Source organism: Kitasatospora sp. NPDC001683, from assembly GCF_053596495.1.
Window position 1 is genome coordinate 14,893 of the sequence record NZ_JBSFGK010000099.1, and the last position, 11,746, is coordinate 26,638.

The window sequence follows — 11,746 nt, forward strand, 5'->3', positions numbered from 1 at the left end:
GCAACCCGAGCGCTGCACAGCACCCACGACCCCACGCACCACGCCCGCGCCGGACGACCGAGCCACCGCCTCGGCGGCACCCGGCGCGCCGAGAGGCGCCGAGCTCTGATCCGCAGCCGCACGTCGGGAAACCGAGCGTTGCACAGCACCCACGACCCCACGCACCACGCCCGCGCCGGACGAGCGACCCACCGCCCGCGCTACCGGCTGCCCTGCCGTGGCCGTGGTCCTCCGGCGCTCCCCCACGCTCGGCGAACGGCGTGCCCCGGAGCGCTGCGGAGCAGCGCCGCTCCCGCCCTCCCAGCCACCGCCGGGAGTCAGCGACGGCCCCGCAGCCGGTTCGTCGTCCGCGCGAGACGCGAGCGCATCGGGCCAAACTACGGGGACCACGGGTGGCGGCGGTGGTGCCGTGCGGGAGCCCGCGGGAGCGGTCGCGCTGCTCGCGAAGGGCGCTGCCGGAGCGGCGAGGGCGACCGAGATCGGGCGCTCACCGATCAACCCGCGCCTCCTGCTGGTGAGTTCGATGGCGCGCTGCACGCCCGAGCCGCCAACGACCGGACGCACGGGAACAGTCACCGGGTCCACCGCCGGGCCGCCCTCCCGCCCCGAGCCGGGGTCGGCCTGCGTCCCGGCAAGGCCGCTCCGCCTCGCAGGTCGGGCACCATTTTCCCTCGGTGGCGGCGGAGTTGGGCCCATCGGCCCGGTACCGGGCCGCGAAGTGGCACGCTGCACGCGTGGCTCTTCGCCGGCCGAAGGCACACTCCGCTCGTTTCGGCCTCCGGTGTCACCCGCCGTCGGGCCTGTGACACGCCGGACCGGTCGGCGCCCGCTGAGCTTCGGAGCACCGCCGCCCGGCGCTGCCGCCGTCGGCGGCAGCGCGTCGAGCGGCGCGCCCAGGCCCCCGCGGGTACGGGCAGGGGCAGGGGCCGAGGTAGGCGCAGGCGAGGGCAGGGCACCCGGAGCAGCGGCCTCGGACGACGAGCGCTGAACAGACAGGCCGCCGACGGGCCGACGCTCGGGGTGGGTCGCCGGCTGTCCTGGGCTGCCGCCAGGCCCACTCGCCTCGGGACCGGCGGATTCCGCAGCAGCACGCACAACGGGCATGGCCGCCCCCGGGACGCGCTCCGTCGCCCGGGAGCCGGTGGCGGCCACGGGTGAGGCGCTCGCAGGCAGCGCGGTCAGAGGCGCACCGAGGACCGGACGGGTGGGTGCTTCAGCGCCAATCGCGGCGGCACGCTGGACCGCCCCTTCGCCCGACCCGCTCCGCTTAGGCGCGACGGCCTCGCGGCTCACCAACCCGCCTGCCCCGTGGGCCTGTTCAACTGCCGCGGCTACCGGCAGCGCCGAGTCGGCATCCTGCGTCGACGGCCCGACGACGCCTTCGCGCGGCCTGCCCGGCCGGGAGACGGAGGGCACCGGACGCACAGGCAGCAACCGTGGGCGTCGGGCCACGGTCAGCGGTTCGCCGACGGGCCGCGGCCGCACGGAATGAGGCTGGGCCCGACCGGCCACGTCACTCCGACGCGGGGGTACCGCGATCGCATCCGGCGTCGCGGCGCCGGGCGCCCGCGTGCCGGCCTCCGGCGCAGCACCCCCCGGCACATCGGAGGTCAACGCCTTAGGCTGCGACGGGACTTGCGTCGCAGCAGCAGGCGTCGCCGCACCGCCCTCCACCCCGGCTCGCCGTTCGCCCCCACGGCCGCCCCCGCCCGTACGCGCCGGGCGCGGACCCGACCGGACGGGCAGCCGCCGCAGTCGGACGGACCGCTGGACCGGCCGCGCCTCCCGCCGTTCCCCGTCCCCTTCCCGACCCGCCGCTTCGTTCTCTCCCTCTCCCACCGCGCCGCCCACGGCAGCCGGCAGGACGAGCTCGTCCCGGCCCCCGGCGACGGCCGCCGGTACGCCCGGCGCCGCCACCGCCCGCAGGATGCCCGTCGGCGCGGACGGCAGGACCGCGTGGCCGAGCGGTCCGCACAGTGAGGGGTCCTGCCAGGAGGCGAGCCGGGAGCGGAACGTCAGGCCGTCGCTGACCCCGGGCGCCGTCCCGGCCAGGGTCGGCACGAGCGGCGTCACCGCACGCCAGCCGCCGTCCGCGCCGTCGACCGCCGGCCGTCGCCGGGCGGCCTCGCCCGTACCGGTGGTCCCGACGGTACCGGTGGTCCCGAGGGTACCGGTGGTCCCGACGGCCTCCGCACCACCGTCGGCCCGACGCCGCCGTGCGATCCAGCCCCGCAGCCCCACGCCACTCACCCTCCCTCGCTGACACGGGAGTTGATGCGCGCGATCTCACGCACCCACTGCCCGCGTTCCCGGTGGGTGAGGTCGAGGAGGTCCTCCCTCGGCCAGTGGAAGTGGTAGGCGATGTACGCGATCTCCTCGTACAGCCGAGCAGGCGCGTACGTCACGATTCCCCCAGGCGCCCACCGGCGAGGTCGACCTCGAAGGCGCCGTCGCAGTGCGGGCAGGTCACGGCGGCGCGCGTGTGGCCTTCGCTGTTGATCCGCTGGTAGAGGTCCTGGAGGAACGCGACGTCGGTGGCGTACATCCGCTCGACGATCCCGGCGTGCACGTCGGTGACGTCGCCCAGCCTGGTGATGACGTGGCTGAGCAGCACCACGCTGAGGTAGGCCGGGTTCTCCTTGACCCGCAGGTCGATCTGCGGCATCAGCTCGTCCCGGGCGGTGGCCAGCCGCATCGCGCCGTGCCGGTGCACGGTGCCCTCGTCGTCGACGTAGCCGAGCGGCAGCTCGAACTCGAACTCGGTGTGCGGCGACCGCCCCCGGGTGGGGGCCTGCCCCGGGGCCTCGTGCTGCGGAACCGGGCCCGAGGCCGGGACCGAAGCCGGACCCGGGCCCTGAGCCGGGGCCCGTTCCAGCAGTTCGTCCAGGCCGATCTTCCGCCTCATTCGACGCTGATCTCCTCGAACACGATGGTCACGGTCTCCGTCGCGGCGCTGGACTCGCCCGCGCTGAGCGTGGGGCCCTCCCAGCGGCTCGCCCAGGCGTTGGTCAGCTGGATGCGCCGCAGGGTGGCGCCGGTGGTGTCCTTGACCTCGATGGTGAGGTTCTGCCGCGCGGTGTTGATCGCCCCGTTGTTGAGGGTTTCCTTGATCCAGTCCGTGAACGCGCCGCTCTTGTCCAGGCCGCGGGTGATGGTCACCTCGCCGGGCAGCCGGGCGCCGGGCTGCTTGCGGACGATCAGTTTGCCCTCTTGGGTCACCTGCTTGTACTCGACGACGTCCTGTTCGACCGTCAGGTTGCTGATCTCCTTGACGGACTCGACGTTGTAGCCGCCGAGTTGGACGCCGAAGATGTGTGTGGAGAGCGGATCGCCTTCAGCCATGGTGTGCTGTCACCTTCCGATGGTTACCGACGGAGTGGATCACTCGTTGACGAGGCTCGTGCTGTCGGAGAACTGGGCCAGCCGGAACACCACGAACTCGGCCGGCTTCACCGGGGCGACGCCGATCTCGCAGATCACCTGGCCGAGGTCGATGGACTCCGGCGGGTTGTTGTCGCGGTCGCACTTGACGTAGAAGGCCTCGGCCGCGGTCTGGCCGAACAGTGCACCGCGCCGCCACTCCTCGGTGAGGAACGCGGTGATGTTCCGGCGGATGCTGGACCACAGCCGGTCGTCGTTGGGTTCGAAGACCACCCACTGGGTCCCCAGGAGGATCGATTCCTCGAGGTAGTTGAACAGTCGGCGCACGTTCAGGTAGCGCCAGGCGGGGTCGGAGGAGAGGGTGCGCGCGCCCCAGATCCGGATGCCGCGCCCGGGGAACGCCCGGACGCAGTTGACGCCGATCGGGTTCAGCAGGTCCTGTTCGCCCTTGCTGAGCCGGAGTTCGAGGTCCACCGCGCCGCGGATCACCTCGTTGGCGGGCGCCTTGTGCACGCCGCGTTCGGCGTCGCTGCGCGCCCACACCCCGGCGACGTGCCCGCTCGGCGGGACCAGCACGTTGCGGCCGCTGGCCGGGTCGAACACCTTGATCCACGGGTAGTAGAGGGCGGCGTAGCGGGAGTCGAAGCCCGCCTCCTCGTTGCGCCAGGTGCGCATCCGCTGGGCGTTCAGACCGGGCGGCGGGTCGAGTACGGCGATCCGGTCGCCCATCTGCTCGCAGTGGGACATCACGGCCAGCTGGACGGTGCGCAGGCCCTCGTCGTCGAGGTCGCCGCGCTGGTAGGCGCTCATCAGGTCGGGCACCGCGACCATGGTGATCTCGTCGATCGCCTCCAGGCCCGAGAAGCCGGTCCGGTCGGCGGCGTCGCCGACGTACTCGGCGGGATCGAGCCGGGTGGCGGGGGCCGCGACCGGCCCGGGCGCGAGGGCGGGGGCGGCGGGGAGCGCGTGGGTCTGCCGCTCGGGGCGGCTCGGCGCGGTACCGGGCTGTTCGGCGACCGAGACCAGCTTGGAGTCGCGCAGCTGGGTGACGACGTATCCCTTGGTGTTCTTCCGGGTCGAGACGTCGTAGCTCTCCACGACCTCGGCGCCCCGGCGGACCAGCAGCCGGAACCGGTCCTCGGGGACGTTCTCGCCCTCCGCGTCGGCGATCTCGACGGACACCTCGCCGCCCGCGCCGGGCAGCGCCGAGTACAGGAAGCCCGCGACCGCGACCGGCGGGGCCGCGGCACGGACCGGGGCCGGGGCGGCGCCGGGGGTCTGCCGGGCCGGGTCGCCGACCCGGACGACGTAGGCGGAGCCGCCGCCGTTGGCGAAGAAGCCGTACACCGAGTGCGCCAGGTAGGTGCCCTCGGTGAAGCCGCCGAACCGCTGGACGTACTGGTCCCAGTTGGTCACCAGCGTGGGCTCGTGGAAGGGACCGGACCCGGCGAAGCCGACGAAGGCGGCGACGGCTGTGCCGACCCCCTCGATCGGCCGGGCACCGGACTGGACCTCCTCCACGTACACGCCCGGGGTGAGGTACGACGGCATACGCGCTCCTTCGGCTGGCCAGTCATTTCGCCGGTCATTCGCGGGTCGATCTGGGTCGATCTGAGGCGATCTGAGGTCGGTCTCAGGTCGCTCGCGGGTCGATCCTGGATCGCTCGGATCGTTCGCGGGTGGATCCGGATCGCTCGCTGATCACTTGCTGATCACTCGCCCCCGAGTCTGCGGTGCGGGTGCTGTCCGGACCATGTCCCGAGGTCCCGGACCGGGGGCAGCACCGGCTGCCCCCGCGGGCAGCCCGACGGGTCCGCACAGGCGCCCCGGGGGGGCCCGACCGTCCCGGACGTGAATGAGCACGGGGTCAGCCGAGTCCGGTGTCCCCGAGGACGCCCAGCCACGGCCCGAACTCGCTGTCCAGCACCAGCCGGCCGAGCTTGCGGTACTCCCCGACCACCGCGGCGACCAGCTGCGCCATGCCCAGCGGGGCGCCCGTGCCGGCGGCCAGGTAGGCCGCGGAGACCGCGCAGGCCCGGATGGAACCGCCGGTGAGCTCGAAGTGACGGGCGCAGAAGTCCAGGTCGAGGTCGTCACCGCGGGGCAGCCGCGGCCCCAGGCAGCGGTCCCACAAGAGGCGCCGCTGCGCCTGGTCGGGCAGCGGGAACTCCGCGATGACGTCCAGGCGCCGGGTGAACGCCTCGTCGAGGTTGGCGCGCAGGTTGGTGGTCAGCACCGCGATCCCGTCGAAGGACTCCATCCGCTGGAGCAGGTAGGCCGTCTCCACGTTGGCGTGGCGGTCGTGGGCGTCCTTGACCTGTGAGCGCTTCCCGAACAGCGCGTCCGCCTCGTCGAACAGCAGAACGGCGTTGACCTGCGCGGCCTCGGTGAAGACCCGGTCCAGGTTCTTCTCGGTCTCGCCGATGTACTTGTCCACCACGGTGGAGAGGTCCACGACGTACAGTTCCATGCCGAGCTCGGCGGCGACCACCTCGGCGGACATCGTCTTGCCGGTGCCGGACTCCCCCGCGAACAGGGCGATCACCCCGTTGCCCCGGCCGCCGCCCGGCCGCATCCGCCACTGCCCGAGCACCCGGTCGCGGTGCCGGGCCCGCAGCACGAGCTCGCGCAGCCGGCCTGCGGTGGGGTCGGGCAGCACCAGGTCGGCCCAGCCGACGGCGGGCTCGATCCGGCGGGCGAGCCGGGCGAGGCCTGCGGCGTTCTGCGCCCGTACGGCGGCCCGCAGGTCCTCGGCGCGCACCGGACGACGCTCGGCGGCCGCCGTCCTGGCCGCCACCGAGGCGGCCCGCTCCAGCTTCTCCCGGTCCAGCCGGTAGGCGGCCACCGCCTCGGCCAGCTCCTCCGACAGCTCCTCGGCCCGCTCCTCCGTCAGCCCCTCCGTCAGCTCCCCGCTCAGCGGCGCGCCGCCGGCGGCCAGTGCGCGGGCCCACTGCCCGGCCAGCTCGCGCGCGTCGGGCGCGGGGACCGTGACCACCACGGGGCTCTCCCGCGCCCAGGCCGGGTCCCACGCCTGCGGGCCGTGCACGATCAGCGGGACGGGCCCGAGCGCCGCGCACAGCTCGCGCAACAGGGCCGCCCGCTCGGGTCGTTCGGGTTCCAGCCGGTCCAGCGGCCCGAGCACCACTCCGCCCCCGCCCAGCCGGGCCTCGCGCGCGAGCACCCGCACGATGCCCGCCGACGGGTGGGCGGCGGCCAGCGCGGCGGCGTCGACGACCAGGGGCGGTCGGCCATCGGCCGCGAGGGCGGCCACCGCCTGCGGGCCGGCGTGCCCGGCCCGGTCCAGCAGGTACACCGGCCCGCCGTACGCCGCGGTCGCGGTCGCGCGCAGCCGGTCGACGGGCCGCGCGTCGGCTCCGGGGTACGGTGCGGCGCGGCGCGCCAGGCCGGCGAGCGCGTCGTCCGGCTCGTCGTCGCCCAGCAGATGGGCCGTCACCCGGTCCGGCACGCGCAGGGTGCGGGAGAGCAGCGGGCGCTCGGCTTCGGTGATCTCCAGGAGGCCGCCGGCGATCAGCGGGGCGCGGGCGGAGAACCGGAAGCGGCCCGCGCCCGCCCCCGGCAGTCCGCACAGTTCCAGGGCCAGCGCGACGGTGGCCCGGCGTCGGGTCAGGTCGTCGTTGAGGTAGCCGTAGAGCTGCTCGAAGCGGGTGTCGAGGTCGGGCGCGAGAGCGACGAGGAGGAGGTCGAGGTCCACCGGGAGCAGGCCGAAGTCGGCGCCGAGCCGGGCGAGCCGGGAGCCGGGCGGCGGGTCGGCCGCGTCCGCCCGGCCCGCAGCGGCGAAACCCGTCGGGGCGGAGGACGCCAGGATCCGTTCCACCGCCTCCGGGCCGAGGTACTGGCCGCGGTACGGGTCGTCCGGGTCCGGATCGTCGGCCCGGCGCTCGCGCACCGCCGCCCGGACCCGCTGCTCGACCCGCTGCAGCCGTTCCCACAGGTGGTCGTGGCCGGGCGGCGCGCCGTTCACCGCCGATCCGAGGTCGAGGCTCACCGTGCTCCACCCCGCGCCCTGCGGCCCGGCGGCAGCGCACGCTCCCGGGGCGCGGCGAAGCCGTCCGGTCCCGGGTCCCCGGCGCCGTGGTAGCGCAGCCGGCGGCCTCCCGAGCCGTCGTCGGTGTCTCCGACGTGCACCACCAGCCCCTCGGTGACCGGCGGCCCGGCGGGGGTGAGCCCGCCGGCCAGCGGGGCGAGCACCCTGAGGTCGATCGAGGGCCGCAGCTCCCCGCCGAGCGCGGACCACACGTCGGACACCGACGGCAGGCCCGTGTCCCGCCCCCCGATGTCCAGCCCGACGGTCAGCCCGAGCCGGGCGAGCGATCCGGTCAGCACCCGGACGGGCAACGCGTCCACGGCGGTCAGACACTGCAACACCTCGGCCAGCAACCGGTGTTCGTCCTGCGGCCGGTTGGTCCAGACGGTCACCAGGTAGCCCAGTTCGAACCAGCGCGGCGCCGGTCGGTGGCCGACCACCAGCCCGTCCGCATCGTGCTCGGCAACGGCCCCGGCCTGCCGACGGGCCGTCTCCTCCCGGATCCCGTACAGGAACACGCTGACCGTCGGCGCGGTACGCCGGGCCGCGAGGTCCCGGGTCGGCGCATCGAACACCACCTCGACCCCCCGCTCCGGCAGCCCGGCCTCGGCAAGCAGCAGCCGCAGCCCCTCGTCCACCTCATGAATCACCGCCGCTCCACCTCCCCGCGCATCCCGCACGGACGGGCTCCGCCGGACAACCCCGTACGCCGAGCCGCCGACTCCCGGGCCGGTGCGTCGAACACCACCTCAACCCCCACACACCACCGGATCGGCCCCGACCCGGCCCGCTGCAACCGCGACATCCCGTCCACCTGCCCACGAACCGCGCGCGCACAGACACCGCCCATCGGCGGCACGCCACGCCACCGACTCCCGGGCCGGCGCCCCACCGGACCGGCCCCAACCCGCGAATCCACCTCGCGGATCACCGCCGCTCCACCTCCCCCGGTGGGCCGATGCTGCCTTCCACCACCAGGAACGGGGTGGTGACCGGGGAGAAGCCGGGGCCCTCGGCGGTGATGGTTCGCGGGCCCGTCTCGTCCTTCGGGAGGATCAGCAGCTGGCCCGCGAAGGTCCCGTCGGCCCTCGGGTAGGTGGGGGCCGCGGCGGCGGTGATGCCGGGCTGCCAGGTGAAGCGGACCGGGGCGCCGGGCGGGAAGTCCACGCCTCGGACGGAGGTCACGAAGCCGGGCTTGCCGATCGGCGGGACGGCGACGATGCGGGGCTGCAGGATGCGCAGCGGGGTGCTCGCCCGGTGCGGGCCCGGGGTGGCGTCGGTGCCCGTGGTGGTCAGCTCCGCGGTGATGGTGGTCTCCAGTGCCGCCACGGGTGACAGCACCACCCGGACCACCTGGCTGCCGCCGGGTGCCAGGTCGGCGAGCTGGCAGCCCCCGCTTCGGCAACCCGGGGGCAACGCCTCGGTGGGCATCCCCGCGGGCAGGCCGAGGGTCAGGCGAAGCCCGGTCGCCAGGGCCTGACCGGTGTTGCGCACGGTGTAGCTGACGGTCACGTGGCCGCCCACGTAGCCCGGGTTCGGCTGGGCCTCGACCGCCACGCCGAGGCCGGCCCGCGGCGGCGGTGCGGGCGTGGGGGTGGCTGTCGGGGTCAGGGTCGGGGTCGGCGTGGGCGTCGGAGTCGGACTCGGCGAGGCGGTCGGCGAGGGCGTGGGCGTAGGCGAGGGCGTAGGCGCCTCCAGCACCGGCAGGATCGTCTCCGCGGACCCGTTCTCAGGATTCGGGTCGACCACCGTCCCCGTGACGCTCCAGCCGAACTGCCGGTCGCCGACCCGGGTGCCGATCAGGGTGGCGGTCACCCGGACCTGCGCCCCCGGCGCCAGGGTGCCGAGCTCACAGCGCAACGCCGCCGCATCGCACTGCCCGACCGGGGTGGTCAACCGGCCGAGTCGGGCGCCGGTCGGTACCGAGGCCGTCAGGACGGTGCCGGGCGAGGGCGCGGGGCCCTTGTTGGTGACGGTGACCGTCACGTCGGTGCCGCCGTCGACGGGGACGGCCGGGGTCCGGGGCGGCGCGCTCAGCATCAGGTGGACGGACTGCTGGACGGCCGGCTCCTTCTGGCGCCCCGGCAGCCGCCAGTCGAGCGGGGTGAGCTTCGCTGTCGCGAAGTCGTAGATCTTGAGCCCCTCCGGTGCGCTCGGCGGCGCGGCCCGCCGGGAGGTGAGCACCAGCTGCGCGCCGTTGGCCGTCCAGGCGACGTCGCGGGGCTGGAAGGGGCCGGCGGAGCGGTCGGGCAGCGGGCGGGTGCAGGCGCCGTCGCCGAGCCCGGCGGGCAGGACCACCGTGCAGTCGTCGCCGGCCGGTGTGGTGACCACCACGCCGTCCTGCCGGTTGTTCCCGCCGTCGCCGGCTTTGCGGTTGAAGGCGATCCGGCGGCCGTCGGGGGCGAACGCGGGGCTGTCGTCGATGACGTTGCAACTGCCCGGGCAGGCCGTGCGGCTGAGGTCGTTCTGCCGGGTGAGGTCGTCGGCGGGCACGGTCCAGATGTGCCTGTTGCCGGGGTTGCCGTTGATCACGGCGGTCCGGGAGAAGGCGATGAGCTTGCCGTCTGGGGACCAGAAGGGCTCGCCGTCCGCCGCCCCCGGCTGGTCGGCCGGCGGCTGGACGGTGCCGACGATCGCGCCCGTGGCCACCTGGGCGATCAGGAGCCGGCCCGCGCGGGCGGGTTCCTGTCCGCCGCCCGGGGAGCTGCGGCTGAACACGATCAGCTTGCCGTCCGGGGAGAGGGACGGGTCGGTGTCCCGGTCGGTGGGGCCGCGCCCGGCGAGGTTCATCGGGTGCGGGTTCGAGCCGTCGGCGTCGGCCAGCCAGATCCGTTCGATCCGGCCGGCCGGCGAGTCCTCGTAACGGGTGACCACGATCTGCCGGCCGTCGGGCGTGTAGGCCTGCCGTTCGTACCACGGGTCGTAGCCGGGGCGGGGGTGGAAGAGCGGGTCGGCGGCCGGGTCGGGGTTGGTGTTGGTGTCGGCGGCCGGGTCCTCCGTGAGCACGCTGATGCCGAGGTCGCGCGGGTCGGCGCCGTCGGGGCGGATGTCCTGGAGGTCGGCGACGTTGGCGGCGGCGGCACTGGTCTGCTCCACCACCGGCCCGCCTCCGTTCTGCGGGCCCAGCCAGGTCGGCGTGGCGATCAACCGGTTGGTGCTGTAGAGGAGTTGGGGGTCGGTGCAGGAACAGGTCGGCGCACGGTACAGGTTCAGCACCGGGGGCTGCGGCGGGTCGGCCTGCTGGACCGGTGTCTTGGGGGTGAGCCGATCGGCGCTGAGGAAGAGGACCCCGCTGCCGTCGGCCAGCCAGGAGGCGGAGCCGGTCTTCCAGTTGGAGCCGGTGCCGGGGAAGAACGCCTTGTCGCCGCCGGTGGGCGAGGTGAGCATCAGGGTCCGGCCCTTGTCGCCCTGGTCCCAGGTGTAGACGATCTGGTTGCGGTGGGCGTCGTCGTCCAGCGGGTTCCAGGTCGGGTCGACGGCGTCCCCGCTGGTCACGTTGGTGACCTTGACGGGCGCGCCACCGGCGAACGGCCGCAGGTAGATCTGGATGTGTCCGGGCTCGCCGGCGCAGGCATACGCGACCCACCGGCCGTCGGGCGAGACCGTCGGGTGGGTCTCGTCGGCGGCTCCGTCGGTCAGCCGGCGCAGGCCGGTGCCCTCCTGGTCGACCGCCCACAGGACGTGCTGGGAGGTGCCGTCCTTCCTGGGTTCCAGGGCCTCGAAGACGACGCCCTTGCCGTTCGGGGCGAGGGCGGGGTGGGCGGTGTCCATGCCGGTGGTGAGCCGGTGCACCGCGCCGGCCGCGTCGTGCAGGTACACCTGGGGCAGCGGGCCGTCCCGCAGGCTGGTGAAGACCAGTTCGTCGCCGCGGGCCGAGGGCTCCTGGTCGAAGTGGACCGGGCCGGGCCCGAACAACGGGGTACTGGACTCCGTCCCGGTCACCCGGCCGAGGCCGCGGTGGTTGGTGCCGGCGTAGACGATCCGACCGCCGGCCGGGTCCTCGGCGGACGCGGCTGGGGTCACCGGGCCGCCCGGTCCACCGGGCGCGGAGCCCAGGGTCAGCACGGCGGCCGCCAGCGCGAGCAGCACCGCGACGGCGGCCCGGGCCGGCCGCCGGATGGAGCGGGGAGTGCCGGTGGCGCCGGTCACTTGCGACCTCACAGGATGGCAGGGGCGGTCTCCCCGGCAGTCTCACCGGCTCGGGCGCCCGGGAACAGGGCCCGGGTGGGCACGCCCTGCAACACCAACAAGAACTACGACTCGTACTACATGCCCGACGACGCGCCGTTCATCAACTACACCGACATCAGCGGAAATCCG

At 74.7% G+C, this 11,746-nt stretch carries 8 protein-coding genes; 1 reads left to right on the forward strand and 7 read right to left on the reverse strand.

Going from position 1 to position 11,746, the window contains the following annotated elements:
* Nucleotides 1–1,635 precede the first annotated feature (1,635 nt).
* The gene (locus ACWCYO_RS34100; protein ID WP_449786376.1) at nt 1,636–1,980 is read left to right on the forward strand and encodes a hypothetical protein; all 345 of its coding nucleotides are present in this window, start codon (nt 1,636–1,638) and stop codon (nt 1,978–1,980) included.
* A gap of 266 nt (nt 1,981–2,246) precedes the next feature.
* Here ACWCYO_RS34100 and ACWCYO_RS34105 read toward each other — a convergent pair whose 3' ends face one another.
* From ACWCYO_RS34105 to ACWCYO_RS34135, 7 genes are all read right to left on the reverse strand, one after another.
* On the reverse strand, nt 2,247–2,405 hold the full coding sequence (locus ACWCYO_RS34105) for a DUF6760 family protein (RefSeq protein WP_188307682.1): 159 nt from the start codon (nt 2,403–2,405) through the stop codon (nt 2,247–2,249).
* Entirely contained in the window at nt 2,402–2,905 is a 504-nt protein-coding gene (locus tag ACWCYO_RS34110; RefSeq protein ID WP_449786377.1) for a hypothetical protein, read from the reverse strand. The genes ACWCYO_RS34105 and ACWCYO_RS34110 overlap by 4 nt, the downstream gene beginning before the upstream one ends.
* Complete coding sequence (locus ACWCYO_RS34115) at nt 2,902–3,342, reverse strand: phage tail protein (protein WP_030290301.1); 441 nt, start codon at nt 3,340–3,342, stop codon at nt 2,902–2,904. Before ACWCYO_RS34115 ends, ACWCYO_RS34110 begins: the two co-directional genes overlap by 4 nt.
* Before the next feature lie 39 nt (nt 3,343–3,381).
* Complete coding sequence (locus tag ACWCYO_RS34120; protein WP_270141378.1) at nt 3,382–4,932, reverse strand: phage tail sheath family protein; 1,551 nt, start codon at nt 4,930–4,932, stop codon at nt 3,382–3,384.
* Between the two features lie 316 nt (nt 4,933–5,248).
* Entirely contained in the window at nt 5,249–7,387 is a 2,139-nt protein-coding gene (locus tag ACWCYO_RS34125) for an ATP-binding protein (RefSeq protein WP_449786378.1), read from the reverse strand.
* Nucleotides 7,384–8,076, reverse strand: a complete 693-nt coding sequence (locus ACWCYO_RS34130; RefSeq protein ID WP_449786379.1) for a DUF4255 domain-containing protein — start codon at nt 8,074–8,076, stop codon at nt 7,384–7,386. The genes ACWCYO_RS34125 and ACWCYO_RS34130 overlap by 4 nt, the downstream gene beginning before the upstream one ends.
* Before the next feature lie 277 nt (nt 8,077–8,353).
* On the reverse strand, nt 8,354–11,575 hold the full coding sequence (locus ACWCYO_RS34135; protein WP_449786380.1) for a hypothetical protein: 3,222 nt from the start codon (nt 11,573–11,575) through the stop codon (nt 8,354–8,356).
* Nucleotides 11,576–11,746: the final 171 nt, after the last annotated feature.